The organism is Tundrisphaera macrotermitis, assembly GCF_051175315.1.
Classification (GTDB): Bacteria; Planctomycetota; Planctomycetia; order Isosphaerales; family Isosphaeraceae; genus Tundrisphaera.
On sequence record NZ_CP195100.1, the window covers coordinates 5,688,263 to 5,714,676 of the forward strand.

General features: G+C 68.7%; 17 protein-coding genes. 6 read left to right on the top strand and 11 right to left on the bottom strand.

Going from position 1 to position 26,414, the window contains the following annotated elements; genetic code table 11:
• Window positions 1-104: 104 nt before the first annotated feature.
• Complete coding sequence (gene treY / locus TA3x_RS23015; RefSeq protein WP_435017017.1) at window positions 105-2,759, bottom strand: malto-oligosyltrehalose synthase; 2,655 nt, start codon at window positions 2,757-2,759, stop codon at window positions 105-107.
• 241 nt (window positions 2,760-3,000) lie between these two features.
• Between treY and treZ the strand changes: the two genes are divergently transcribed.
• Entirely contained in the window at window positions 3,001-4,818 is a 1,818-nt protein-coding gene (gene treZ, locus TA3x_RS23020; protein ID WP_435017018.1) for a malto-oligosyltrehalose trehalohydrolase, read from the top strand.
• A gap of 87 nt (window positions 4,819-4,905) precedes the next feature.
• Here the strand turns inward: treZ and glyA are convergent, their stop codons facing one another.
• The 3 genes from glyA to prfB all read right to left on the bottom strand — a co-directional run bounded on the left by glyA (window position 4,906) and on the right by prfB (window position 7,994).
• Entirely contained in the window at window positions 4,906-6,180 is a 1,275-nt protein-coding gene (gene glyA / locus TA3x_RS23025; protein WP_435017019.1) for a serine hydroxymethyltransferase, read from the bottom strand.
• Window positions 6,181-6,211: 31 nt separating this feature from the next.
• Window positions 6,212-6,811 (bottom strand): hypothetical protein, encoded by a 600-nt coding sequence (locus TA3x_RS23030; protein ID WP_435017020.1) that lies wholly within the window; start codon window positions 6,809-6,811, stop codon window positions 6,212-6,214.
• A gap of 69 nt (window positions 6,812-6,880) precedes the next feature.
• Window positions 6,881-7,994, bottom strand: a protein-coding gene (gene prfB, locus TA3x_RS23035; RefSeq protein ID WP_435022417.1) for a peptide chain release factor 2 whose coding sequence is annotated in 2 segments (ribosomal slippage) — window positions 6,881-7,930 and window positions 7,932-7,994 — 1,113 coding nt in all. Because the reading frame shifts where the segments join, the coding sequence is not laid out codon by codon here.
• A gap of 124 nt (window positions 7,995-8,118) precedes the next feature.
• Here prfB and gluQRS point away from each other — a divergent pair.
• Complete coding sequence (gene gluQRS / locus TA3x_RS23040) at window positions 8,119-9,102, top strand: tRNA glutamyl-Q(34) synthetase GluQRS (RefSeq protein ID WP_435017021.1); 984 nt, start codon at window positions 8,119-8,121, stop codon at window positions 9,100-9,102.
• A gap of 10 nt (window positions 9,103-9,112) precedes the next feature.
• Here the strand turns inward: gluQRS and TA3x_RS23045 are convergent, their stop codons facing one another.
• From TA3x_RS23045 to TA3x_RS23070, 6 genes are all read right to left on the bottom strand, one after another.
• On the bottom strand, window positions 9,113-9,670 hold the full coding sequence (locus TA3x_RS23045) for a hypothetical protein (protein WP_435017022.1): 558 nt from the start codon (window positions 9,668-9,670) through the stop codon (window positions 9,113-9,115).
• On the bottom strand, window positions 9,667-14,094 hold the full coding sequence (locus TA3x_RS23050; RefSeq protein WP_435017023.1) for a discoidin domain-containing protein: 4,428 nt from the start codon (window positions 14,092-14,094) through the stop codon (window positions 9,667-9,669). Before TA3x_RS23050 ends, TA3x_RS23045 begins: the two co-directional genes overlap by 4 nt.
• Window positions 14,095-14,115: 21 nt before the next feature.
• A complete protein-coding gene (locus TA3x_RS23055; RefSeq protein ID WP_435017024.1) occupies window positions 14,116-14,961 on the bottom strand; it encodes a sugar phosphate isomerase/epimerase family protein in 846 nt (281 codons plus the stop codon).
• Between the two features lie 35 nt (window positions 14,962-14,996).
• Window positions 14,997-16,208: a ribonuclease D gene (locus tag TA3x_RS23060; RefSeq protein ID WP_435017025.1), complete on the bottom strand. Its 1,212-nt coding sequence runs from the start codon at window positions 16,206-16,208 to the stop codon at window positions 14,997-14,999.
• Between the two features lie 151 nt (window positions 16,209-16,359).
• Window positions 16,360-17,136, bottom strand: coding sequence for an alpha/beta fold hydrolase (locus tag TA3x_RS23065; RefSeq protein ID WP_435017026.1), 777 nt, complete (start codon window positions 17,134-17,136; stop codon window positions 16,360-16,362).
• Between the two features lie 121 nt (window positions 17,137-17,257).
• Window positions 17,258-17,596 carry a hypothetical protein gene (locus TA3x_RS23070; RefSeq protein ID WP_435017027.1) on the bottom strand — a complete coding sequence of 113 codons (339 nt, stop codon included), beginning with the start codon at window positions 17,594-17,596 and terminating at the stop codon, window positions 17,258-17,260.
• Between the two features lie 530 nt (window positions 17,597-18,126).
• Between TA3x_RS23070 and TA3x_RS23075 the strand changes: the two genes are divergently transcribed.
• The 4 genes from TA3x_RS23075 (at window position 18,127) to TA3x_RS23090 (ending at window position 23,527) form a co-directional block, all read left to right on the top strand.
• The gene (locus TA3x_RS23075) at window positions 18,127-20,505 is read left to right on the top strand and encodes a DUF1592 domain-containing protein (protein WP_435017028.1); all 2,379 of its coding nucleotides are present in this window, start codon (window positions 18,127-18,129) and stop codon (window positions 20,503-20,505) included.
• Window positions 20,506-20,540: 35 nt separating this feature from the next.
• Complete coding sequence (locus TA3x_RS23080; protein ID WP_435017029.1) at window positions 20,541-21,878, top strand: DUF1552 domain-containing protein; 1,338 nt, start codon at window positions 20,541-20,543, stop codon at window positions 21,876-21,878.
• Between the two features lie 224 nt (window positions 21,879-22,102).
• Window positions 22,103-22,360, top strand: a complete 258-nt coding sequence (locus TA3x_RS23085; protein ID WP_435017030.1) for a hypothetical protein — start codon at window positions 22,103-22,105, stop codon at window positions 22,358-22,360.
• 45 nt (window positions 22,361-22,405) lie between these two features.
• Window positions 22,406-23,527, top strand: a complete 1,122-nt coding sequence (locus tag TA3x_RS23090) for a serine hydrolase domain-containing protein (protein WP_435017031.1) — start codon at window positions 22,406-22,408, stop codon at window positions 23,525-23,527.
• Between the two features lie 4 nt (window positions 23,528-23,531).
• Here TA3x_RS23090 and hrpB read toward each other — a convergent pair whose 3' ends face one another.
• The gene (hrpB, locus tag TA3x_RS23095) at window positions 23,532-26,102 is read right to left on the bottom strand and encodes an ATP-dependent helicase HrpB (protein WP_435017032.1); all 2,571 of its coding nucleotides are present in this window, start codon (window positions 26,100-26,102) and stop codon (window positions 23,532-23,534) included.
• Between the last annotated feature and the right edge of the window lie 312 nt (window positions 26,103-26,414).

A 26,414-nucleotide genomic window follows, 5' to 3' on the forward strand; every position in this document is an offset into this window, starting at 1 on the left:
GAGGCTCCGGCGGCGAAAGTCCCTGGGCGTTCGATCGGGCAAGATGGAGGTTCCCCGAGCCGCTACATTGCGGCCCGGGGCGTCGCGGCGTCAATGACCGCGGATTATTCAGCCCGCGAGAGGATCGCGACCGGGAAGCGGGCGAGCAGCGTGCCGAGATCCGCGTCGCCCCCAGCCACCTTCTCCCCGGTCAGCTCGTTGATCCAGGATCCGTCCGGCAGCGTGACCGTCGTGCCGCCCCAGTCGCCACCCAGGCGGATGGGCAGCCGTGGGGCGATGCAGAGGACTTCTCCCCCCCGGCCGAAGGCGACCGCGTGATCCGACTTGGGACCCGAGGCCGAGAGCGGCGAGTAGGTTCCTTCGGGCCCGAACGCATCCGGCTTGCGCCTCCGCAACCCGAGCGCCTGCTTCGTGACCCACAGCTTGGGCAACCCGGAGTCCATCCGGGACAGGATCGCTTCGGGGCCCGGGTTCGCGGCGAGCTCTTCGAGGAGCCCGCGGCGGACATCATAATCGACCGGGCGACGATTGTCCGGATCGACCAGGCTCAGATCCCAGAGTTCGTTGCCCTGGTAGATGTCCGGCACGCCCGGGGCCATCAGCTTGATCGCCGCCTGGGCCAGCGAATTGATCCGGCCGGGCCCGACCAGGGGCGCGACGAAGGCCTCGAAATCCTCCAGGAAGTCCGCATCTTCAAGGATCGCCGCGATGAATCCCTTGAGGGCCGACTCGTACTCCTCGTTGTTCTCGTTCCACGACGTGTAGGCCTTGGCCTCGCGTGTGGCCTTGAGCATGTACTCGGTCGCCCGCTCCACCGAGATCGGCCAGGCGCCGATCAGGATCTGGTAGAGCAGGTATTCTGCGTTGCGATCCGGGAAGTTGCCGTTCTTGAATTTCTCGGTCAGTTTGGACCAGCGGGCCAGGGCCTCCCCCCACGCCTCCGGGATCTCGGCCAGCAGCGAGATCCGGGCCCGGACGTCCTCGCTCCGCTTCGTATCGTGGGTCGTGGTCGAGGTCATCGACCGCGCCCAGCGGTCCTGCATGACCCGGCATTCTTCATGGAACTGGTCCAGGGTCACCCCGAACCGGCCCGGGTCCCCGCCAACCTCATTGAGGGCCACCAGGCGGTTGAAGTTGTAGAAGACCGTATCCTCGACACCCTTGGCCATGATCGGCCCGGTGTTCTGCTGGAACCGCATGGCGAACTCGGCCTCCAACTCGCCACCTTCGACCCGGAGCAGCAGGAGGTCTCGGACGAAGTCGAGCAGATCCGTGTCGATCTCGGGCCGATTCGCCTTGGCGGCCTCGATGGCCTCTTCGACATAGGCGATGTCCATCGGGCTGACCTGGCCCTGCTTCGCGCGGACATAGGTCCGATAGACCGGGAAGCAGGCGATCACCTCGCGAAGGACCGCGATCAGCTCTCGTCGCGTATAGTCGCGATATCGTTTCTGCCGCTCGCAGACGTTCATCAACAAGGAGGACAACCGGTAGACGTCGCTGGCGAACAGTTCCTTGAGGACGTAATGCTTCTTGTCCCGGACCATCCCCTTGTAGTCGACGGGCTGCCCGGTGAAATCGACGTAGATCTCGTTGATGGACGCCTCGGCATCGGCGGGGACCAGCAGGCCGGCCAGGCGATTCATGAAGTCGTAGCCGGTCGTGCCGGCCACCGGCCAGTCCTCGGGCAGGGCCTCGCCCGGTTCGAGGATCTTCTCCACGACCAGCCAACCATTTGGCACCGACCGGTTGAGCCTCTGGAAGTATTCGGCCGGGTCTCGGAGCCCGTCGGGATGGTCGACACGGAGGCCGTCGAGCACGCCCTCCCGGACCCATTCGAGGATCTTGACGTGCGTGTCGCGGAACACGCGCTCCTGTTCCATCCTCATGCTGACGAGCGTATTGATGTCGAAGAAGCGGCGATAGTCGAGTTCCTGGACGGCCGTCTTCCAGAACGCCAGGCGATAGTTTTGCCGCTCCAGCAGGGCATCGATCTTGGATGGATCGGCGTTGTAGCCGCCGATCACGGCATCGATCGACGAACCGACCTCGGGGTGGTCGGCGATCAGGCGGGCCAGGGCGTTGCGGATCACCTCCTTGTCGCGGTGCCGCAACGCCACGCTTTCCAGGTCCGTGAACGTGGAATGCGGGAGCCTGGCCAGCGAGTCGGCCAGGAAGGCAAGGTCATCCGACCCGACCCGCTCGGCGGCCTCGTTGAGCAGGTCGTTGAGCGATCGGGGCGCGACCGGCATGACATGGTCGCTGTAATGAAAGGTGAACGTCCCCCCGACGCGGCGGAGCGTGATCTGCCCCGCCTCGATGATCCGGCCGTAGTGATCCCCCAGGATCGGCATCAGGACCGTATCGCGGAGCTTGGCCTCCATCGGATGCCAGTCGACGTCGAAATAGTTGGCGAACCGGCTGGATGGGCCGTTCTCCAGGACATCCCACCACCAGGCATTCTCGCGGCTGGCGATGCTCATGTGGTTGGGTACGATATCCAGGATCTGCCCCAGCCCCGCCTCGCCGAGCTTCTGGCACAGGCGGGCGTGGGCCTCGGACCCGCCCAGTTCATCGTTGGGCTTGGAGTGGTTCAGGACGTCGTAGCCGTGAGTGCTGCCCTTGCCTGCCTGCAGATAGGGGGAAGAGTAGAGGTGGGTCACGCCCAGTTCGCGAAGATAAGGCGCAATCGACGCGGCCTTATCAAAACCGAAGCCGGCGTGCATCTGGACCCGGTAGGTGGAAAGCGGCGCGGGCATGCAAGTTCCCATCGGTCGAATTGGGGCCATCGCCGCCGCCCCTCATACCGGGGGCCAATCGTTCCGGCGACGGCAGGCCCGTCGAATTCGCCAGCCGAATCTGCGAACAGCGTGCCATGTCCGGATCTCATTGCCCGTTTGCGTGACGGCCCCTGGGCATACAACTTGCTGGCGACGCCACATCTTCCCGCTCCGCTCCCGGCCTCGTTTCGCCGGCATCATGTTCAAGGACCGAAAAGTCATGGCCATCCATCACGTCTGGGCCCCCACCGCCCAAAGCGTGGAGATCACGATCAACGGCGAGAGGTTCCCGATGACCCTCGACCCGGAATGGGAAGGGTGGTGGGCGACGTTCGAGCGTTCCCCGCGACCCGGCGATGATTATGCCTACTCCGTGGACGGCGGCCCCGAGCGTCCCGACCCCCGATCGATGTGGCAGCCCCACGGCGTGGCCGGCCCATCGCGGGTCGTGGACCATTCCGCGTTCCGCTGGAGCGACGAGGGGTTCCAGGCACGCCCGCTGTCCTCGGCTGTGATCTACGAACTCCACATCGGGACATTCACGCCTGAGGGCACGTTCGACTCGGCCATCGGCCGGCTCGATCACCTCAAGGAACTGGGCATCACCCACGTCGAGATCATGCCGGTGGCCGACTTCCCCGGCAACTTCGGCTGGGGCTATGACGGCGTCTCTCTCTACGCCCCGAAGAACGAATATGGCGGGCCGGACGGGCTCAAACGGCTGGTGGACGCCTGCCATGCCCGCGGCCTCGCCGTGGTCCTTGACGTGGTCTACAACCACTTCGGCCCGTCCGGGAATTTCCTCGCCGAGTTCGGCCCCTACTTCACCGACCGCCACAAGACGCCCTGGGGATCGGCCCTCAACTTCGACGGCCCCTATAGCGACGAGGTGCGGCGCTTCTTCTGCGACAACGCCCTGATGTGGCTCCGCGACTATCACTTCGACGGTCTCCGCCTCGACGCCGTCCATGCGATCGTCGATACGTCTGCAATCCATTTCCTGGAACAGCTCGCCAACGAGGTCGATGTCCTGAAGGCGCACCTCGGCCGTCATCTGATCCTGATCGCCGAGAGCGACCTGAACGACCCGCGCGTCGTCCGGCCGTTCGAGCTGGGCGGATTCGGCATCGATGCCCAGTGGAGCGACGACTTCCACCATGCCCTCCACTCGGCGATCACCGGGGAAGTCAACGGATACTATTCGGACTTCGGGTCGCTCTCGGACCTGGCGACCGCGTTCAAGTCGTCCTACGTCTACTCAGGCCAGGTGTCCAAGTACCGCCTGCGACGCCATGGCCGCCCCCCGATCGGACTGTCGGGGCATCACTTCCTGGGATACGTCCAGAACCACGACCAGCTGGGCAACCGGGCCCAGGGCGATCGGCTCTGCCACCTGACCACCCCCGAGCGGGCCAAGATGGCGGCGGCCTTGGTCCTGACCTCGCCGTTCGTTCCGATGCTCTTCCAGGGGGAAGAATTCCGCGCAACGGCCCCGTTCCAGTACTTCGCCGATTTCTCGGACGACCCGGACCTGTCCCGCGCCGTCTCCGAGGGTCGGTGCAAGGAGTTCGGCCAGTTCGGGTGGCGGCCCGAGGACGTTCCCGATCCGGCCTCGCCCGAGACGTACCAGCGGTCCAAGCTCGACTGGTCGGAGGTCGACCACGACCTCAATCACTCGCTTTACCGATGGCATCGCGACCTGATCCGGCTGCGAAGGTCCCTTCCCCAGCTCACCGATGGCCGGCTCGACCTGGTCGGGACCCGCTTCGACGAAGAGGAGAAATGGTTGGTCATCGAACGAGGATTGGTCTCGATCGTGACCAACTTCTCCGATGAACCCCGGGCCGTCCCGATCCGCGACGGCTTCCCGACCGAGATTCTCCTGAGCAGCGCCGACGACGTCTCCATCGTCCCGACGGGCGTCATGCTCCCGGGCAACTCGGTCGCCATCCTCGGCCCCTCGACCGACGAGACGGCCCAGGCCCTGTTCCGATCCACCATCGAGGCGGCCGCCAAGCTCAACGGTTTGCCCGCCTGAGGTCCGGCCTCGCCCCTCGGGCGAACCAGCGGATCGGCGCCGGGTCCGGAGATGGGACTCGACGCCGATCCCGCTCGTGCTCGCGGATCAGACGGCGGAGAGCTGATCGCTGACCTGCCCGGCCGCGTCGGCGGGGACCGGGAAGTCGCGGGCGAACTCGCGGATGGCGGCGTGGGTCTTGGAGGCCACCGAGGCATCATCGGGGGCGGCCAGGACCGCGACGATCCAGGCGGCGACCTGGCGGATGGCGTCCTCGCGCATCCCCCGGGTGGTCAAGGCGGGCGTCCCCATCCGGATCCCGCTGGGATCCAGGGGCTTCCGCTGATCGAAGGGGATCAGGTTCTTGTTGACCGTGATGCCGGCGTTGCCCAGGGCCTTCTCGGCGATCTTGCCGGTCAACCCCTTGGAGGTCATGTCGATCAGGACGAGGTGATTGTCGGTCCCGCTGGAGATGAGGCGGAAGCCGGCGGCCATCAACTCATCGGCCAGGACCTTGGCGTTGGCGATCACCTGGGCGCCATAGGCCTTGAAGTCAGGCCGCAGGGCTTCGCCCAGGCAGACCGCCTTGCCGGCGATCACGTGCATGAGCGGCCCGCCCTGGAGGCCGGGGAAGACGGCCGAATCGAGCTTCTTGGCCCACGCCGACGTGCACATGGAGATGCCGCCGCGGGGCCCCCGAAGCGTCTTGTGCGTGGTGGTCGTGACGAAGTCGGCCACGGGGACGGGGTTCGGATGATGGCCGCCGGCGACCAGCCCGGCGATGTGGGCCATGTCCACGAAGAAGGTCGCGCCGATCTCCCGGGCGACCTCGGCGATCCGATCGAAGTCGATGATCCGGGCATAGGCGCTGGCGCCGGCCAGGATCAGCTTCGGCTTGTGCTCGCGGGCCAGCGCGGCGAGCTTGTCGTAGTCGATCCGCTCGGTCTTGGGATCCAGGCCATAGCCGATCGTGGGGTAGTACCGCCCGGAGAAGTTGAGCTTCATCCCGTGGGTCAGGTGCCCGCCCTGGGCCAGGTCCATCGCCAGCACCGTATCGCCCGGCTCCAGGGCGGCATAATAGACGGCCTGGTTGGCGGAGGCGCCGGAGTGCGGCTGGACGTTGACGTGGTCGGCGCCGAAGACCTGCATGGCCCGGTCGATGGCCAGCTGTTCGATCACGTCGACGTGTTGGCAACCGCCGTAGTAGCGCTTGCCGGGGAGGCCCTCGGCATACTTGTTGGTGAGGACCGAGCCGAGGGCTTCCATGACCGCGGCGCTGGTGTAGTTCTCGGAGGCGATCAATTCCAGTTCGTCGCGCTGGCGGTTCTCTTCGGCGACGATCGCCTCGAAGATGGCGGGATCGGATTCGCTCAGGATGCCCATCGGTGTCACGATCTCCAGATAGAGTTTGGGGTCAGCCGACGGACCAGCGCCAGCGATAGCGGAAGCGGTAGGTTTGCGAGGCCGGTTCGATGCCGGCGAGGATCTGGGCGTGGATTCGGGGGCCGGGACCGGAGGCCTCGACGATCGCCCGGGCCGATGGCACCGCCTGGAGGATAAGCCGGGCTCCGCCGGCCCGGAGGATCACCTCGGCCGAGCCGTCGCCGTCGATCTCGGTCGAGGCCGGGTCCAGCTGATAGGTGGCGGCGAGGGCGGCGATCGGTGAACGGCAACGGTCGGCCACGTCGGCATCGAACAGGGTGCCCGACTCGTCGGCCGTGACGGCGAAGGCGGCCGAGAAGTGGTGGGGTCCCGACTGGCCGACCAGCAACATCCGGACGATCCCATCCGGCCCGATCTCGACGTGGGCCTGCTGGTAGGCCGGGCTGATCACCCGGGCCGGGTCGTCGCGGTCGGGGTCAACTTCCACGGTCGCGACCGGCGGCAGCTCCGGGCAGTCGCCCACCCCTTCCATCGTATGCACCCAGCGATCCTCCCGCCAGGCGAACTCGATGCGAGCGTGGGGCGTGAGGAAGACATGCCGATCATCACCGCTCTCGATCCCGACCATCATCTCGGCTTTCTGGCTGGCGCCATGGAAAGGCGGGCGGGCCCATCAGACATGGGCCCGCCCGCGACGATCTTAGCGCTTGGTGACGTCGCCCTTGGCGAGCTTCTTCCGCAGGTAGGCGTCGATGAAGATGTCCAGCCCGCCGTCGAGGACGGCATGCGGGTTCCCCACCTTGACCTCGGTCCGCAGGTCCTTGCACCACTGGTCGGGCTGCAGGACGTAGTTGCGGATCTGGCTGCCGAAGCCGATCTCCGCCTTCTCATTGTAGGCCTTGGCGAACTCGGCCTCGCGCTTTTCTTCCTCGATCCGGATTAGCTTGGCCTTGAGGAGCTGGAGCGCCAGGTTGTCGTTCTTGTGCTGAGACCGTTCGCTCCGCGACTCGGCCGCGACGCCGGTCGGGATGTGGGTGTAACGCACCCCCGATTCGGTCTTGTTCTGGTGCTGGCCGCCGGGGCCGCCGCACCGGAACACGTCCCGCTTCAGCTCGTCGTCGCGCAGCTCGATGTCGATGGTATCATCGATCTCGGGCGTCACCTCGACGGAAGCGAACGACGTCTGACGCTTGTCGGCCGTGCCGAACGGGCTGATCCGGACCAGGCGATGCACGCCGGTCTCGCCGCGGAGGTAGCCGTAGACGTAGTCCCCCTTGACGTGGATCGTCACGGTCTGGACGCCGGCCACTTCTCCATCTTCGCGGTCGATGATCGCGGCCTTGTACCCGTGCGATTCGCACCACATGAGGTACATCCGCATCAGCATCTCGGACCAGTCGCACGCCTCGGTCCCCCCGGCGCCGGGGTGGATCGTGATGTAGGCGTTGCAGTGGTCGTTCATGCCGCTCAGCATCGAACGGAGTTCGAATTCCTGGAAGTCGGCCGCGGCTTTCTTCGAAGCCTCGCGCAACTCCTCGTCGAATTCGTCCTCGCCGCTTTCCTCGGCCAGTTCGATCAGGGCTTCCAGGTCTTCCGCCTGGCGCACCAGGGCTTCGAACGGCTTCAGGACGTTGTTCAAGGACTTCATCTCGGCGATGATGGCCTTGGCTTTTTCCTGGTCATTCCAGAAGTTCGGCCCTTCCATCTCGCGGGCCAGCTCGTCGCGTTTTTCGGTCTTGTCGCCCAAGTCAAAGAGAGTCTCGGAGCTGGACGATCCGGTCGATCACGCTGCGTACGTCGCGCTTCAGTTCCAAATCCATCGCGATATGTCCTTGATTCGGCCGGGGATGTCCGGGCCGATCCGATGGATCGGCCGGCCCTCGGCACCGGAAGATTATGACCGATCGCAGCCCTGCCGAGAAGACGGAGCCAGAGGCGATGCCGCCCATCACCACGCCAACCCCGACGACCGGCCGCCTCGCCCCCTCCCCGACCGGCGGCCTCCACCTCGGCCACGCCCGCACCTTCCTGCTGGCCTGGCTCTCGGCCCGGGCGGGCGGCGGCCGGGTCATCTTCCGCCTGGAGGACCTCGACGCCTCCCGCGCCCGGCCCGACGCGGCCCTCGCGGCGATCGACGACCTCTGCTGGCTCGGGATCGACTGGGATGAGGGGCCGGACATCGGCGGCCCATCTTCCCCTTACGTCCAATCCCTGCGGATGGATCGGTACGAACATTCGCTCGAACGGCTCAGGGAGCAGGACGCGATCTACCCGTGCACCTGCACCCGGGCCGACATCGCCCGGGCCGCCTCCGCGCCCCATCCCGAGGACGAAGGCCCCGTCTACCCGGGGACGTGCTCCGGCCGATCGGCCCGCGATGCCGCGTCCCTCGGGGATCGGCCCTTCGCCTGGCGATTCCGCGTCCCGCCCGGCCCGGTCGCGTGGCGGGACGGCTTTCGCGGAGAGGTCTCGCTCGATCCCGCGCGGCTCGGCGGGGATTTTGTCGTCGCCCGGTCGGGAGTCGGCCCGTCCTACCAGCTGGCCGTGGTCCACGACGACGCGGCGATGGGCGTGACCGAGGTCATCCGGGGCGATGACCTGATGCCCAGCACCCCCCGCCAACTCCTGCTCTACCGATCGCTCGGGCTTGAGCCCCCGACCTTCGCGCATGTCCCGCTGGCCATCGGCCCCGATGGCCGACGCCTGGCCAAACGCGACGGATCGCTGAAGTTGTCGACCCTCCGCGCGTCGGGCTGGGATCCCCACCATCTGGTCGGATGGTTGGCCCGGGCCTGCGGGATGACCGACCGGATCGAGCCCGGCCCCCCGGCCTCCTGGATCGATCGGTTCGACCTGGGCCGGGTCCCACGGCAGCCCTGGGTCGTCGATCTCTCGCCGATGTCGCGTCCGCCCGGGTCATGACGGCGGGCGGTCAGGATGCTGCGGTGGTCATCGGCCCGCTCGTCCTGATGGCGTCGCGCATCCTCGCGATCACCGCGTGCCGCTCGGCAGGCGTCGGGAAGGCCCGGTCCGGGATCAGGAGCGCCGACCCGGCGACCCGGAGGTGGACCAGGGAGACCTGGCCGTGATGCGACACCTGGGCGATTTCCGACCAGGCATAGGTCCGGCCGATGCCGTCGGCATCCGGCTCCAGGACGACCCCGTCCGGGGTGATGAGCAGGGCGACGTCGCGCGGCAGGCCGAGGAGGCGGGTAAACTCCCGGCAGCGGAGGCGGGCGAGCCCCTCGCGAACCAGGGCGGCGAGCAGCAGGATCCCCGCGACCCCCGCGATCTCCACCGCGACCGCCCGGAACCCTCCGGACCGGGCCGAGGCGAGGGCCAGGACCACGGCGATGGGGGCGAGCAGGCTGAGCGAGCCGACCCACCTCAGGCAGTGGGATCGGCACCAGCATCGCCGCTGCGATGCGAGCACCCCGGTCAGATCGCCGGGTTCCAGCCGGTAGGCCAGGCGCGTGATCGTCTCGGTCATCGTTGGGGCTCCGCTTGCCCAGGTGTCATCGGTACGGTGGGGGCCGCATCGATCGCGACCTCCGCCGCGGCCATCGACGGCCCGCCATCGACGGCCCCCAGGCCGCGAAGCCGGACGAATCGCGCGAAGCGTCCAGGCCAGGCGACGGGCTGGGGGGCCGGATCGTCGGGCCACGCCCCACGAACTATCGAATGCCATGCCCGACCATCTTCGGAAACCGAGATCTCGAAGTCCTTGACCCTCCCGATCGGGGAGTCCTGCCGGGGGACGTAGACCAGGCCCCGGACCGTCCGCTGGACCCGGAGGTCGATGGTCAGGTCGTGCGGATAGCCCGGCGTTGCGCCGATGAATTCGGTCTGCCAGATCGTCGACAGGTCGCCGTCCAGGGCGAGGCCCGGCTCGTGGCCGGGGGCGTGGTTGTCAGACGTCGCCGGATAACGATCCTCCCCGACCGACGCGGCCGAGGCCGCGCGGATCCAGCCGAGGGCAGCTCCGTAGGCCGGGTGGTCCGGGTCGTCCCACCGCGTCCCTCCGGCGTGGGTCAGGCCGGTCGGGCTGGACGGGTCGGCAGCCCCCTGCCCTTGCGGGCTCCGGGGTTTGCGGAGCAGGAGGCTCGACTCGGGATCCGCGAGTTGGATCACTCGCGTGGCCGACGCATAGTTCATCATCAGGGCCGAGGCCTCGGTGATCCCTCGCGCCGGGTCGGGGGCGGCGAGCCGGAAGACGGCGTGGTTGGAGTGGCACTGGACGCACGAGGTTCCGTCGGGCCCGGGCCGCGTCAGCCAGGGATCGACCTCGTCCCGGAATTTTGAAAGGCCGAGCGGTCGCATCCGGGCCGTGAAGGCATCTGCGACGAGACCGGCGGGATCGAAGCCCTGATCCCTCAACGCCGCGTCGGCCCGGGTGCCCAGGGCCGGATCGCCGGAGAGGGCCCGGACGCGCAGGGCGAGGTCGCGGCGGCCTCGCACCAGGCGTAGCCGCTCGACGACAGACAGGGCTCGGTCCCGGACCCCGAAGTCGGGATCGATGAGCAGCGACCGCAGCCGCTCGACGGCATCCGGCCGGTCCCAGAATCCCGGACGCGACGAGGCGAGGCCCAGCGCGAGTCGCCTGACCGACGGCGCCTCGTCGGCCAGGGACGCGACCAGAAAGCCCAGCGCGGCCCGGCCATCGCGGAATCGACCCCACTCGAAGGACGTATTCAGGGCCCGCTCGCGGATCGAAGCCGATGGATCGGCCATTCCCAATCGGATGATTCGAAGGGCGTCCTCGGCGGGTGCAGGCCGGTCGAGCAGCCAGGGCCGGGCGAACAGGGCATCGAGCAGGCGGGACCGATCCCGTGCCTCGGGGGTGGTCGCCCAGGCGCGGGCGATCGCCGTGAGGACTTCCTCATCGTCGAATGACCGATGGCCCAGGACGGGCACCAGGCCGGACGGGTCGTCCTGCATCAGACTTCGGACGACGGCCCGCACGTCGTCCCGGTCCAGGAGCGACGGGTTTCGGCCGACGGCAGCGGCGACCGCCGAGCGCACCTCGGCGGGGCCGCGGAGACGGTCGATGATCGCCCCGATCAGGTCGGGATGATCCTCGGCGTCGATCAGGCCCAGGTCATTGGCCACCGCCTCACGCGTGGCCGCGCGAATCCCGTCGTCGGGGTCGGTCAGGCCCTGCAAAAGGGCCATCTGGATCGCCGGATTCGCAGTCCGCTCGACCACCCGGAAGAAGCAGGCCAGGCGGATCGCCCGCGACCGGGTTTCGGATTCCATCGTCAGGGTCGGGGAGAGCAGGATCGCGAAGATCCGATCCAGGCGGTCCGGGTCCGGCTCATGGAGGAAGCCGAACTCGCGGTCATTCCCCACGTCCAGCATCCCTTCCGGCCGCCTGGCGAACGATCGGCCCTTGAGGAAGGATCCGTCGAACGAACGGATCAGGGCGTCTCGCCGGAGCGGGTCGCCCGCTTCCAGGGCATCCAGGATCGGCCCGAGCAGGATCGCTCGCTCCACGTCCTCCCGGCCCTTCAGGGCCGACGCCCTCTGGGCTTCGGGCAATGCCGCCAGGTTTTTCTGGAGGCTGACGCCACCGCCGAGGTTCTCGTCGAGCAGGATGTACATCCCTTCGATCAGGGCGCGACGGATCACCGGCTCGTCGGGCACGGACATCGCGGCGAGATAGGCGTCGACGATCCTCCGGCGCAGGCCGTCGTCGTTGGTGCGGTAGAACCATTGCCGCAACGACCGGAGGGCCTGGAGCCGGGTCCAGAGGTCGGCATCCCGGGTCCGGGCAGTGAGCCGATCCGCGATGTCGATCCGCCCGTCCATGCCGTGGAACTGGGCGGAGAAGATCCGGGTCGTCCCGCGTCGTACGGCCGGGTCCGGGTCATCCAGCGCCTCGGCGATCGCATCCACGCCCAGGCCCCGATTCCCCAGCGAGCGCAGGGCCCACGCCGCGGCCCGCCCGACGATCTTGGACGGGTCGCCCAGGCGGGCGATCAGCGGGCCCACGGCCTCCCCCCCGCCCACCCGGCCGAGGCACGACGCCGCCGAGGCCCGGACCAGGGGTTCGGCATGGTCGAGGAACCCGGCGATCTCCGCGGTCATGCGGGGCCGATCCGCCTCGGGCACATCCCACAGGTTGTCGAGGTCATCGAGCAGGGGGACGATCGGGCCCGGCCGGGGAGATCGCGGCGGGCCGCCATCGCGATTACCCCATGAATTCAGGGCGGGGCCGGGTCGCGGGAAGCCCTCCGCCAGCGCCTCGACCGCATAGCGGGTCTCGCGCATTGGGGTGCGGAAATTCTCGTGGGTGTCGGCCTGAAACCAGCCGCCGAACGGTTGCTGCCGGTCCAGGAGGAACCGGAGGGCCTTGCGGATCCGGGGATCATCGCGCCGGGCTCCGGCACGCAGGAGCGTCCAGGCCACCTGGCCGGTCGCGTAGATGGCACTTCGAGCCGGCTTGCGCCCCAGCTCATGCCACCCCCCGTCCTCGTTCTGGAGTGCGAACAGGGCGTCCACCTCGTCCTCGATCCGGCGGGCATATCGGTCGGGGTCGACCGTCTGCCAGGCATGGAGGCGGTGGAGGCGATCCTGAAATGTCTCGACCCGCTGGTCGGTCTCGGGGTCGCCGAGGATGTCGGCGATGTTGTCCGAGGCCCGCGCGTAGGCGATCCGGCCGGTCCGGCGGGCCGCCAGTTCCAGGACCCGCCAGTCGCGCCACAGGAGGGCGAACTTGCTATCCGCCGGGACCACGCCGTTCTGCTCGTCGCCGGGGATCATCGCCCGGGACGACCACGCGGCGCGGAGGAACGGGGCGAACCGCTCGAAGGCGGGCGTCTCGCGGCCGCTCACCTGGGCGTCGAAGTCGGCCAGGATGCCTCCCTGCTTCCCCTGGGCCTGGAGCGGGATGGCGATGAAGCGTTGCCAGTTCAACCCGCCATCGCCGTAGAGCGGCGTCGGCGAATTGGCCAGCCGTTCGATCAGCGATGCCATGCTCGCCTTGGATCGGATCGGATAACCGTTGCGCTGGGCCACCAGCGCGGCCTCGGTCGGGTAGCTCGACGCATGGCAGGCCGTGCAGCGCGTGGCCGTCTCGTGGAGGTTCGCCGCACGAGTGTAACGGTGGCCTTCCCGGGGGATCTGGGCGAACCAGGCATCCCCGGCGTCCAGGAGATAGTCCGAGCCGATTGCGACCGCCTCGCCCGGATCCGCCAGAGGCGGGACGGGGCGTCGGCGGGACCGCAGGATGTAGGCGGGATGGTTGGCGTTGACTTCGAGGTAGTAGGTGCCTCGGGTCAGCGTGCGGGTGATGTAGGTCGAATATCGCTCCCGCTCGCGGTCGTGGATGACCTCGGTCGGATCCTTCCCCATTTCGAAGGGCTTCGTGTTGCCGGCCTCGTCGACGACGTGGAGGCGCAGGTTGGCCGAGACGTCGCGATCGAGCAAATCGAGCTGGAACGTGGCCAGGATCGGCCCATCCTCGGCGATCTCCAGCCGGAACCAATCCAGCCCGGAACGCCCTTCCTCGGGATTGTCCAGGTAGTCGACATCATCGCCCGAGCCGTGGACGTCGCGGCCCAATGTCAGGGGATTCGCCATGCGCCAGGAGTCGTTGGGCTCGGCCTCGATCCGGTCGCTGTCGGGGGCGGAGATATTCAGGCGAGACCACGATGCGGTCGCCTCGCCATCGATGACCAGGCGGGCCGGCCCGGCCACCGTCGGGCGATAGGCGAACGTGATGTCGGGGTCGCCGGCATGAAGGGCCTTGGCAATCCGCTCCCCGCCCGCCCCTTCCAGCATGACGCGGGCCCGGGACTTGGCCGGGAATCCGTTCGGCAGGGCCGCATGGACCCGATAGGTGGCCCCGGCTTCGAGGCCATCCATCGGGACGACCGGGGCGAGAGTACCGAGGGCCAGGAGCATGGCGAGCATGGTCGAGACCCTCGGTGTCGATCATTCGTCCCAGTAGCCGCAGGATCGGAGGTGCTCGACGCTCCGGGCCACCCGCTCGTGGCGGGCTTCGGGTCCCGGTTCTGGCTCCCCGCCGATCCCTTCGATCTCGATGGTATAAGGGCCGGCGAAGCCGACGCCGTCGAGGATCTCGCGGACCCGACGGAAGTCGACCGCCCCGCCATCGCCGATGGCCGGGAAGTACCAGTCCTCGAACCCGCCCCGGTTATCCTTCAGGTGGACGTTGCGGACCAGGTGCTTGACCTTGTCCAACTCGTCGACCGGGTCGACGCCTCGATTATAGTAGGCGATGTTTCCGGTGTCGAAATTGAGGAGGACCGACGGATGGTCGACCTCCGCCATCAGGGCCAGCATCGCGGCGGCGTTCTCGGTGGGCCCCTTGTGGGTCTCCAGGGCGATCACGACCCCGACTTCCCGCGCGACGTCCCCCAGGGCCTGCAACCCGGCCACGATGGCCTTGCGCTCGGCCTGATCGGCGGGCTGACCCACCCCGGTCACCACAACGTCCACCCCAAACCATTCGCGGGCGCGGCGGATTTTGTTCGCGGTCTTCTCCACCCCTTCGGGCGTGCGGAGGTCGCCGCCCCCCACGTTGCAGCCGCTGATGGACACGCCGTTGGCTCGGAGCTGATCCTGGAAGGCCCGGACCGTCGGCTCGTCGGCCTCCTCGGTGATGACCGCCGAGACGGGGATCACCAGCCCGCCGAAGTCGTGGCCGCGCATGGCCAGTTCGAGATGGTCGATCCCGGCCGAACGGACGAGGTCGGCGGCGGCGCGGACCCCCTCGGGTCCGTAGCAATTCGTATAGCAACCGATGATGCGACGCATGGAAACTCCGGTCACGGGCGTGCAGGACGATCGGATCAGGCGGGCGATGCGGGGGCGTCCACGTCGTCGAGCGCGACGGGGACCTCCGCCTCGGGGTCGACGATGCGGAGGGCGCGACGGCCGGAGAGGACGTCCAGGAGGGTCTTGCCGCAGACCTCCGCCCGCCAACCCTGGAGCAGTTCTGGGGTCCGGTCGGACGGCTGGCCATCGGCGTGCCAGCGGATCAGGTCCTTCAAGTCGCTGGCCCCCCCCGTCAGGCCGACCGCGACGTGGTTCTGGGCGCACGACTGGGCCAGGGTCGCCGCCAGGAGGCTGACCACCATCGACTGGCCCGGGCGGTCGTCGTGTCGGGCCGCGGTTTCGGGGAGGTGTTCGGGCAGGACCTTCTGCCCCTGGGCCACCACGTCGAGGATCTCGTGGGTCCGGGACAGCAGGTGGGGGCGATTGAAGTCGCGGAGCGTCTCCAGGTCGCGCGGGTGGCCCGGTTTCCGCTTGGCGATCGCGACCAGCAGGTCGTCGCGGAGGACGTACCTGAGGGGGCGGTTGGCCCGCCGGGCATCCTCCATCCGCCATTCATAGAGCAGGCGGGCGATCTCCAGCCCTCGGCGGTCGAGCATGTGCAGGCCCGATAGCTTGCGCCAGCGGTCCTCCTCGCCTCGGTGGTCGATCTTGTGGAGGAATCCGGCGAACTCGCCGGCGACCCAGTCTTCCCGGTGGAGCCGCCTCAGTTCCCTCTGGAACAGGTCGGCGAGGTCGAGGAGATGGCGGACATCCTCCAGGGCATAGCGGAGCTGGTTCGGGGTGAGCGGCCGCTTCCGCCAATCGGTCCGGGTCTCGCCGCCGAGGAGGGTCACGCCCAACGCCTGGTGGACGAGATTGCCCAGCGACAGGGGATAGCCGTAGCCGACCAGGCCGGCCGCGATCTGGACGTCGAAGATCCTCCGGGGGACGGCCCCGGCCTGGATCCGGCAGATCCGCAAATCCTCGCCACCGGCGTGCATCACGACGTCGAGGTCGGGGTCGAGCACGGCGTCCCAGAACGGGCCCATGCCGCCGATCTTGATCGGGTCGACCACCGCCAGTCGATCGGCGGTCGCGACCTGGACCAGGCACAACACCGGCTCGAAGGTCTCTTCCGAGACGAACTCGGTGTCGAAGGCGAAGCGTCGGGCCTCGCGGAGGTGGGCGATCAGCTCTCGGAGCGCAGCGGGCGTCTCGATCAACGGGGGCGGAGCACTTTCAGCCATCGCGGTCGCTCGCCGGTTCGATCCTGGACGGGGCGATCCGCCCGGCCCTCGCGTCGACGAGGTGCCATCCGAGGCGTCGGCCACCACGATCACGCCCGGAATTATGCCCCCCATGACCGGCCCACGCAAGGGGATGGGCCGGCGCCCCGGATCACCAGAGGGCCTGGAGGAAATCGAGGATGGCCGCATCCACGGCCTCGTGTTTCTCGATCGGCGCGAGGTGGCCCGCGCCGGCGATCGTGACCAGGCGGGCGTTGGGCAATGCGCCTGCCATGCGGTCGGTTTCCTCGGCGGGGACAATCTGATCCTCGGCCCCGGCGATCACGAGCGTGGGCACCTTGATGTTGGGCAGCAACGCCATGCGATCGGGCCGGGTCGCCAGTCCCCGCAAGGTCCCGGCCACCGCCCTCGCGGTCATCCGGGACATCCGCCCGTGCAGCCGGGCCACCGTCTCGGGATGCTCCTGGAAGCTGGAGAGTGAGAACAGCCGGGGCAGCATCTTCGCGATCACGGGCTCGATGTCGCCGGTCCGGTCGACCTCGGTGGCCATCTCCTCGCGGAGCCGGGCCGTCTCCTCGGAGTCGGCCGAGGCCCGCGTGTTCATCAGCATCAGGGCCCGGATCCGATCCGGGTAGCGTTCCGCGATCGAGAGGGCAACGTACCCGCCCATCGACAGCCCGCCCAGCGTCAACGGCTCGTGGAGCTGCAGGGCGTCGAGCAACTCGATCACGTCGTCGGCCATCTCGTCGACCGAATAGACGCCGTCGGGGGCGGCCGAGGTCCCGTGCCCGCGAAGGTCGGGCGCGATCACGCGGTAGATCGACCCGACGCTCGCCTGCTGATGGGACCACATCGAGCGATCGAGCGGGAACCCGTGCAGGAGCACGACCACCGGGCCGGGGCCGTCATCGTCGAAGGAGAGCAGCATTTGGGACGCTCCCGCGGAGGTGCGGCCCCCCGGCCATCTCATCCGGGCGTCGAGGCCGAGCGTATTTTGACCGCGCCCCGCGACGCGGTCAATCCTCGCCCCCGGCCCGGGACCCCGCCCGTCAGCGGCCGATGTGGACGGGGTTGGGGGCCCATGGGACCCCCGGCAGGAAGCCGGGATACCAGCCGGGTTCGTTGGAGGCGCCCGGGGTCGGGCCGATCCCGCCTCCCAGCTGGGAGAACCGTGCCATCTTCGCGGACGGCGTGTCCGACTGGGCCAACGCGTAGGCCCAGGGGCGGCGGCCATACGAGGGGGGCGTCAGGGCGGCGGGCGATTGCAATCCCGGCTCCGCCCATCGGGGAGGGACCTGGGACTCGCGCCGGGGGTGGAGGGGCCAGCCCGCATCGCTGGTCGCGTTCAGGAGCAGGGGAAAGGCGAAAACTAATAGCAACCGCTTCATGGAGATCCCTTCCGGAAGGACGGTTGGACGGGGGGGCGAGGGTTCCGTCAGGAATATGACCCATCCCACCGACGCAGGGATGAATTCCTGCGGCCTTCTTCGGGGCATCACCCGATGCAACGCTCTCGACCCTCACCGCTTGCCGTCTCCCCGGTCCGGATCGACACATCGTCTCGGGTGGGGCGCCTGCACGCCCCGGGCGGGATCGTGCGAGGGCGTCGATTGGCCCGATTCCCCGGCCCTGGTCTCCCTGCAGACCAGCCGAGCCCCCTCCGAGGCGATTCCCCGGCCTGATCGTCGCGATCCAGCGAGCCGATGGGCCTGGAGGGATGGGTCGAAAACGAAGCCAATCGGACCGCGCGCCTTGTCGATCGGGCGTTCGTCCATTATAAAGAACTTCAAGCTCATCGCCCCGACTTGCGCTCGGCCCTGGCCGAGACCGGAGATCGAGGGCGGTCCGCACCCTCCCCCGCCCGATGCGAAATCGGCCCCGCCCGATTCGATACGGCCTTGCCCCCGCGGCGGTCCGCATGACCAAGATCGCTCCCCGCCACCTGAGCGTCGTTGCGCTGCTCGTCCTCGCCGCCGCCCCGTGCCCGGCGAAGGCCGACGACCCGCACCCCGGCGCGGCGACCTATCAGAAACGATGCGCGTCCTGCCACGGGGCCGACGGGGCCGGCACCGCGGAATTCCCGCGTCCCCTCGAAGGGGACCGATCCGTCGCGCAGCTGTCCCGCCTGATCGCCAAGACCATGCCGGAGGATGATCCCGGCACGTGCGTCGGCGAGGAGGCGGATCAGGTCGCGGCCTACATCCATGACGCCTTCTACTCCCCCCTGGCCCGGGCCCGCAACCGCCCCGCCCGGGTGGAACTGTCCCGGCTCACCGTGCGGCAGTATGCCAATGCCGTCGCCGACCTGATCGGGAGCTTCCGGCAGGCCCCCGAACGGCCGGGGGACGCCCAGGGCTTGCACGCGGCCTACTTCAAGAGCCGCCGGATGAGGGATGCCGAAAAGGTGATCGACCGCGTCGACCCGGCGATCCGGTTCGATTTCGGGACGAGTGCGCCGGCCCCGGAAGGCTTCGATCCCAAGGAGTTCGCGATCCGGTGGGATGGGTCGATCCTCCCGCCCGACACCGGCGAATACGAGTTCCTGGTCCATTCCGACCACGCCATGAAGCTGTTCGTCAACGACCCCCGCAAGCCGCTCATCGATGCCACGGTCCGGTCGGGGTCGGACACGGAATACCGGGCGACGATCCACCTGCTGGGCGGTCGCCGGGTGCCGATCCGGCTGGAGTTCACCAAGGCCAAGCCGGGCGTCGACGACTCCAAGGATAAGAAGGAACAGGAAAAGCCCCCTGCGCCTGCCTCGATCACCCTGGCCTGGAAGCCCCCGGGCCGCGTGACCGGGCCCATCCCCGAGCGTTACCTCTCGCCCCAGAACGCGCCGATGGTCTACGCCCTGGAAACCCACTTCCCGCCCGACGACCGGAGCGTCGGCTACGAGCGGGGAACGGCGATCTCCAAGGCGTGGGACCAGGCCACCACCGAGGCCGCGATCGAGGTGGCCGGGTATGTCGTCGACCGGCTGCCGGAACTGGCCGGTGCCCGAGACGATGCGGGCGATCGGCCCGGCAAGATCCGCGAGTTCGCCGCCCGGTTCGTCGAGCGTGCCTTCCGCCGGCCCCTCGATGATGTCCAGAAGGCGACGTACATCGACCGCCAGTTCGCCGAGGGGCGGCCCCCCGAGGAGGCCCTGAAGCGGACCATCCTCCTGGCCCTGAAATCGCCCCGGTTCCTTTATCGCGAGGTTGACCGTCGGGACGACGCCCATGAGGTAGCTTCCCGGTTGTCCTTCGCCCTGTGGGATGGCCCCCCCGACCGGGCCCTGCTCGATGCCGCCGCCTCGGGCAAGCTGGCTAAGCCGGATCAGGTCGAGGCCCAGGCCCGGCGCATGGCCGACGACCCCCGGGCCCGCGCCAAGCTCCGCGAATTCTTCCTCCAGTGGCTCAAGGTGGATCAGGTCCACGACATCGCCAAGGACCCCGCTCTCTATCCGGGGTTCGATGCCGAGGTCGTGGCCGACCTGCGTACCTCGCTCGATCTCTTCCTGGATGACGTGATCGCTTCGCCGGAGGCCGACTTCCGCCGGCTGCTTTTGGCCGATGACGTTTATCTCAACGGGCGGCTCGCCAAGTTCTATGCCCAGGAAGCCCCGGCCGACGCCCCGTTCCGGCGCATGCCGCTCGACCCCGACCAGCGGGCCGGCGTCCTTTCGCATCCCTATCTGATGGCCAGCTTCGCGTATACCGGCTCCACCTCGCCGATCCATCGCGGGGTCTTCGTCGCCCGGAGCGTCCTAGGCCGCGGGCTGAAGCCCCCGCCCGTCGCCGTTTCCCCTCTGGCCCCGGATCTCCACGCCGGCTTGAGCACGCGGGAACGCGTGACGCTCCAGACCAGCCCGGCGGCCTGCATGACCTGCCACGGGATGATCAATCCCCTGGGATTCGGCATGGAGCGCTTCGATGCGGTGGGCCGCCTCCGAACCGAGGAGAAGGGGAAGCCGATCGATGCCTCGGGCAGTTACGATCCCCCCTCGGGCACGCCGATCCCGTATGATGGGGCGAGGGGCCTGGGGAAGATCCTGGCGGAGAGCGATGAGGTGCGTGAGGCCTTCGTCGGACAGCTTTTCCACTTCATGGTCAAGCAGCCGATCGCGGCCTATTCGCCCCAGGCGCGGGCCGAATTGGCCCGCTCGTTCGCATCGTCCCAGTCCAACATCCGCGAGTTGATGATCTCGATCGCCGTGCTCGGTCAGAAGCCGGTCGCCGTCGCCTCGGGGGCAAGTCCAGCGACGGCCTCTCGGACCGATGACTCGAAACCGGCTTCCCCGACGAACCAGTGACGCGGCGGACCACCTGTCCCGGGAGCATTCCGATCATGGCCCAGACGAAGACTCGACGCGATTTCCTTCGTGACCTGGGCGTCGGGGCCGCGGCCCTGCCGTTCCTCTGGAACCTGCCCAGCCTGGCCCGCGCCGGGGACGGGGCGGCGGCCGGGGAACTGCTGCGCAAGAAGCGGCTGGTCATCATCTTCAGCCCGAACGGGGTCATCCCCAAGAACTTCTGGCCGGATGAGGAAGGCCCGCTCGCCTCGTTCAAGGAGAGCCTCACGCCGCTGGAACCGTTCCGGGACCGGACGCTCACCCTCCACGGGGTCTGCGACAAGGTCCGCGGCGACGGCGACAACCACATGCGCGGGATGGGCTGCCTTCTGACCGGCATCGAGCTGTTCCCCGGGAACATCCAGGGCGGGTCGGACACCCCGGCCGGCTGGGCCAGCGGGCACTCGATCGACCAGGAGATCAAGAACCACCTCCAGGCTAACCCGGCGACGCGGACGAGGTTCGGCTCGCTCGAATACGGGGTCCTGGTCCCCGACCGGGCCGATACGTGGACTCGCATGGTCTACGCCGGCCCCAACAAGCCGCTCACGCCGATCGACGATCCGTACCGGATGTTCGCCAAGATGTACGGCGGGGCCAAGGATCGCGCCAGCCTCCGGAGCATCCTCGACGACCTCCAGGACGATTTCAAGAAGGTGGGCGCCTGCGTCGGGGCCGAGGACCGGCGCATCCTGGACGAGCACGCCACCTTCGTCCGCGAGATGGAGCAAGAACTCCGGGCCGACGACAGCGCCCACCTCGACCACGAGGTCCCGGAGCTGGAGCCTGGGGTGAAGGCCCAGAACGACAACATCCCCCGCCTGAGCAAGATGCAGATCGACCTGATGGTCAACGGCTTCGCCGCCGACTTCAACCGCGTCGCCACCCTCCAGTACACCCACTCGGTGGGCGGGGCCAAGATGCGCTGGATCGGGGTCGACGAGGGGCATCACGAACTCTCGCACAACCCCGACAGCGACGAGAGTTCGGTCGAGAAGCTCACCAAGATCAACAAGTGGTACGCCGAGCAGGTGGCCTACCTCGCCAGGCGCCTGGCCGAGACGCCCGAGCCGGGCGGCCCCGGCACCCTGCTGGACAACACCACGATCGTCTGGACCAACGAGCTGGGCAAGGGCAATTCCCACACCCTGGACAACATCCCGTTCGTCCTGGTGGGCAACGGCCTCGACTTCAAGATGGGCCGTTCGCTCAAGTACAAGAAGGTCTCCCACAACCGCCTCCTGATGGCGATGGCCCACGGCATGGGGCACACGATCGAGCGGTTCGGCAACCCGGACTTCTGTGGCGATGGCATCCTGCCCGGCCTGAGCTGACGCCCTCACGATCGATTCCCGATCGAACCCATCTCGGCCCGGATCCGGCGGTTGCCCACCGCCGGATCCGGGCCGTTTTCGTCGTGCAGATCGATGGGCGAAAAAGGGCGTCGAAAAATGACGCAAATGGTTGTGCTTTCGCGAACTTGGATCGTCTCGCCGGCGTATTAATGGGAGCCAAATCGAACGAGTATGGACCACTTCATTCATCGAGGTTGACCACCGTGCGGAAGCTCCAGAATTACGTCGCGAAGTATGGCCCCGAGGTGGGCCCCCGGTTCTATCACCTGCTCCAGAGCCAGGCCGCGCATGCCAGCGTCTCGGCGCGGCTCCGGAAGAAAATCGAAGCCATCCGTGGCCGTCCGGCCGTCACAGAATCCGTCGTCAAGGCGGAGGCCGACTCCATGCCATTGTTCTCCCGGCCCTCCGCGATCGATGGGGCCGCCCCCTGCCCCATTGCCGACCTACCGGCCGTGGGGTAAACCAGGGGCCGACACAGGCCCCCTCGTCCCGGACGGAGCATGCCCTTGGCCGAGCCAACCCGACTCCCCGGCGAGGGCCGCCCGACCTGGTCCCTGAACCGGATGGCCGAGGCATTCGCCCTGGTCGATGCCTGGACGGCATCGGGCGAGGTCCCGGGGCTCGCCGTCTGCGTGGGCCAGGCCGGTGCAACCCTGGAGAAGCTCGCCGGGCGGGTCTCAAACGAACCCAAGGCCGGTCCGATCGGCCCGGAGACCTTGTTCCTGGCCGCATCGCTGACCAAGCCGGTCATCGCGGTCGCCGTGATGCAGATGGTCGAGCGCGGCTGGCTCGCCCTGGACGAATCGGTCGCCTCGATCCTGCCCGAGTTCGCGGCCGAGTCCAAGGGGTTGGTCCGGGTCCGCCACCTCCTCGCCCACACGTCGGGGCTTCCCGACATGCTTCCCGATAACGACGCCCTCCGCGCCTCGTTCTCTCCCAACGACGCGTTCGTCGCCGGGTCCTGCCGCCAGCCCCTCCTGTTCCCGCCCGGCTCGCGGTCCTGGTATTCGAGCATGGCCTTCGCCGTCCTGGGCGCCATCATTTCCAAACTGTCGGAGTTGCCGCTGCCCGAGGCTCTGGCGTCCCAGATCTTCCGCCCGCTCGGCATGACCGACACTTCGCTGGGTGCAAGCCCGGACCGCCAGGCGCGGGTGGCGAGGATCCAGCTCGATCCCGAGACGAAACGAACCCAACATCACTGGAACTCGCCCTACTGGCTCGGGCTCGGTTCGGCCTGGGGCGGGCTGATCACCACGGCCGCCGACTACGCGAGGTTCCTCCGGATGGCCCTGGACGGCGGGAGCCTCGACGGGGTCCGCATCCTGGGCTCGGCCTCGGCCCGGCTCATGACCGCAAACCAGACCGCGACCTTCCCCGGGATCGAGGCCGAAACTCGTCGGCTCCGCCCCTGGGGGCTCGGATGGCGGCTGATGTGGCCGGGGACCTCGGCCTACTTCGGCGACCTGGTCGGCCCCCGCGGTTTCGGCCACTGGGGAGCCACCGGGACCGTCGCCTGGGCGGACCCCGATAGCGACTCGTTCGCGGTGATCCTCTCGACCCTCCCGCAAGGTATAGAAGGGGCGTACCTGGCCCGGCTCTCGAATGCGATCGTATCGGCCCTGTGCTGAAGGCTCACCCGGACGTCCGCCGGCTCCCCTTGGCCTCGGCCCGGGCCGCCAGGGGATCATCGGGCCACGAATGCTTGGGATACCGGGAACGGAGATCCTTGCGGACCTGGAAATACGTCTCCATCCAGAAGTTGCGCAGATCCTCTGTGATCTGGACCGGGCGATAGTTGGGCCCCAGCAGGTGCAGCACCACCGGCATCCGGCCCCCGGCGATCCTCGGGGTCTCGGCCAGCCCGAACATCTCCTGGAGGCGGACCGCCAGGATCGGCGGGCCGTCGGGCCGGTATTCGAGACGGATCCGGTTGCCCGACGGGACCGCGAGCGCCTCGGGGACCTGCTCGTCGAGCGTCCGATTCAGGGCGTAGTTCAGCTTCGATTTGAGGGCGGCGAGAACCATCCCCGACCTGATCTCATCCAGCCCCTTGCAGCCCCGGCAAGCCGAGGCGATCAGGTCGGACCAGTCCTCCTCCGAGAACTCCGGCCAGCCGACCTCGGGCATCAAGCGCCGGGCCAGGTCGAAACGGAGAAGCCACGGGCCGCACGACGGATCGGCCTCGAACCAGGATCGGCCCTGGGGCTGGAGATAGTCGGCGAGGCAGGCCGCCGCGGCCTCGGCATCGACCGGCGCGTTGGCATCATCGCGGACGGTCAGCCCGCGATAGACCAGGGACGCGACGCCGACCGCGCGACGCCGACCCTCGTCGAACCGGACCGCGCGGTCGCGGCCCACCGAGCCGGGGAACAGTTCGTTGAGCCAGGGCAACTCGATCGCGCTGGCGATCCGGACCCGGGCTTCAAGGGTGCCGCCCCGGCGGTCTTCGCGGGGGTCGATGGCCAGGAAGAATTCGGCCTCGCGGACGACCGAGGCCGGGTCGAGTTTCACGCCCCGGCCGCCGACCATCACGCCGGTCGAGCCGTCGCCGCCCCGGCGTCGGACCACGCGGTCGGGGTAGGCGAGCAGGACCAGACGGAGCAGGTCCGCCTCGTCGGGGTCGCGGCGGCCCTCAGATCCGGGCAGCCTGCGCGCGATCCGGAGCAGGTCATCGCGGACCTTGGCCGCCTGGCGGGCTGAGTTGGGGTCGATCCCGCTGTCGCGAAGATGCGGGGCGAATCGGGCACGTTCCGCCTCGCCGAGCCGGTCGAGCCGGATCAGGATGTCCGATGCAGCATGAACCGAGGGCCTGACCGCCCGGCCGGGTCCGCCCGCCAGGATATCCTTTTCCGAGAGCAGGGCCGCCAGGGCAGCCCCCTCCTCCGCCAGCCCCATCTCCGCCGCCCCCAGCAGCAATCGGCCGATCCGGGGGTGGGCCGGAATCTCCAGGAGACGGCGGCCGATCGGTGTGATTTCCTTCCGGACCGGATCGAGGGCGCCGAGCATCGTCAGGAGCGACTCGGCAGCTTCGAGCGACAGGGCCGGCGGCGCTTCGAACCAACCGAATCGGGACGGGTTGGCCTGCCCCCAGGCGTGGAGGGCCAGGACCGTCCCGCACAGGTCGACCCGGCCGATCTCCGGCACGTCGGCGTCGAGCAGGCCCCGGTGTTCCCCCTCGCTCCACAGCCGGACGCAGCGTCCGGGCCGGGTCCGGCCGGCGCGACCGGCCCGTTGGTCGGCCGAGGCCCGGCTGATCCGCCCGAGTTCGAGCCGGTCCAGCCCGCGCTCCGGGTCGTAGCTGGCATAGCGGGCCCTCCCGCCGTCGATCACCGTGGCCACGCCGTCGATGGTCAAGGATGTCTCTGCGATGTTGGTCGCGAGGATGACCTTGCGTTGCGCGGCCGGCCGCAGGGCCCGGTCCTGCTCGTCCGCCGACAGGGAACCGTGGAGCGGGAGGACCGAGGCGTCCACCTGCCGGGCCCAGCCTTCGAGGGCGCTGCCGGCCCGTCGGATCTCCTCGACGCCGGGCAGGAACGCCAGGATGTCCCCGGTCGCCTCTCCCGAATCCAGGACGTCCCGGACCGCCGACGCGACGCGGTCGTGGAGCGGCGTCGTCGCATCGGCGCTTCCCCGGTAGGAGATGCTGACCGGGTAAGAACGGCCCTGGGCGCGGACGATCGGGCAATCGCCCAGGAACCGCGCGACGGGGCCGGCCTCCATCGTGGCCGACATCACGACCAGGATCAGGTCCTCGCGAACCGTCTCGCGGATCTCGCGGAGGAGGGCGATGGCGAGGTCCGAGTCGTGGCTCCGCTCGTGGAACTCGTCGAGCACCACCGCCCCCACCCCTTCCAGGAATGGGTCGGCGACGAGCTGCCGGTTGAGCAGCCCTTTGGTCAGCACCCGGAGCCGGGTGCGCGGGCCGATCTTCCGTTCGAACCGGATGTGATAGCCGACCTCCTCGCCGAGCCTCCAGCCGTTCTCGTCGGCAATCCGCGCGGCGGCGGCCCGGGCGGCGACCCGCCGGGGCTGGAGTAAGACGAGGCGGGGGTGGGCCGGGTCGAGCAGCCCCGACCCGAGCAAGGCCGGCGGGACCCGGGTCGTCTTGCCCGCGCCCGGGGGGGCGATCAGGACCAGGCTCCGCGCAACCCGCGCGGCCTCCAGGATCTCGGGGATCGAGGCGTCGATCGGCAGTGGATTCATGGGGCAATCGTGACGGATGGACCGGGGCGGGGGGAAGATCATTCCGGGAACCGCGGCCGAACGCCGCTTCGCCCGCGAACGTATGTTACGATTACGCAAATCCGCGGGGAACTCCGCTCGGCACCGCCTTGCTCCCGGCCGACGACGTCCGGCCTCCTGGAATCTCGGGCCCTCCCGGGAACTTTCCGCCGGGATCCTTCGTCGAATGGGTTGCCAGTCGATCGTTCGTCCCTCCGACGCATTGGACATCGGGCGAACGGCTATGCTAGCGTGTTCCTCCGATAGGCGGGCGGCTCCACCGGCCGACCGGTT

What these genes read in the sequence shown, in the direction of transcription:
- TA3x_RS23055 (WP_435017024.1), bottom strand. Translation starts at nt 14,961, where the DNA reads ATGCGTCGCATCATCGGTTGCTATACGAATTGCTACGGACCCGAGGGG.
- TA3x_RS23050 (WP_435017023.1), bottom strand. Translation starts at nt 14,094, where the DNA reads ATGCTCGCCATGCTCCTGGCCCTCGGTACTCTCGCCCCGGTCGTCCCG.
- treY (WP_435017017.1), bottom strand. Translation starts at nt 2,759, where the DNA reads ATGCCCGCGCCGCTTTCCACCTACCGGGTCCAGATGCACGCCGGCTTC.
- TA3x_RS23030 (WP_435017020.1), bottom strand. Translation starts at nt 6,811, where the DNA reads ATGATGGTCGGGATCGAGAGCGGTGATGATCGGCATGTCTTCCTCACG.
- TA3x_RS23075 (WP_435017028.1), top strand. Translation starts at nt 18,127, where the DNA reads ATGACCAAGATCGCTCCCCGCCACCTGAGCGTCGTTGCGCTGCTCGTC.
- glyA (WP_435017019.1), bottom strand. Translation starts at nt 6,180, where the DNA reads ATGGGCATCCTGAGCGAATCCGATCCCGCCATCTTCGAGGCGATCGTC.
- TA3x_RS23070 (WP_435017027.1), bottom strand. Translation starts at nt 17,596, where the DNA reads ATGAAGCGGTTGCTATTAGTTTTCGCCTTTCCCCTGCTCCTGAACGCG.
- gluQRS (WP_435017021.1), top strand. Translation starts at nt 8,119, where the DNA reads ATGCCGCCCATCACCACGCCAACCCCGACGACCGGCCGCCTCGCCCCC.
- hrpB (WP_435017032.1), bottom strand. Translation starts at nt 26,102, where the DNA reads ATGAATCCACTGCCGATCGACGCCTCGATCCCCGAGATCCTGGAGGCC.
- treZ (WP_435017018.1), top strand. Translation starts at nt 3,001, where the DNA reads ATGGCCATCCATCACGTCTGGGCCCCCACCGCCCAAAGCGTGGAGATC.
- TA3x_RS23080 (WP_435017029.1), top strand. Translation starts at nt 20,541, where the DNA reads ATGGCCCAGACGAAGACTCGACGCGATTTCCTTCGTGACCTGGGCGTC.
- TA3x_RS23060 (WP_435017025.1), bottom strand. Translation starts at nt 16,208, where the DNA reads ATGGCTGAAAGTGCTCCGCCCCCGTTGATCGAGACGCCCGCTGCGCTC.
- TA3x_RS23065 (WP_435017026.1), bottom strand. Translation starts at nt 17,136, where the DNA reads ATGCTGCTCTCCTTCGACGATGACGGCCCCGGCCCGGTGGTCGTGCTC.
- TA3x_RS23045 (WP_435017022.1), bottom strand. Translation starts at nt 9,670, where the DNA reads ATGACCGAGACGATCACGCGCCTGGCCTACCGGCTGGAACCCGGCGAT.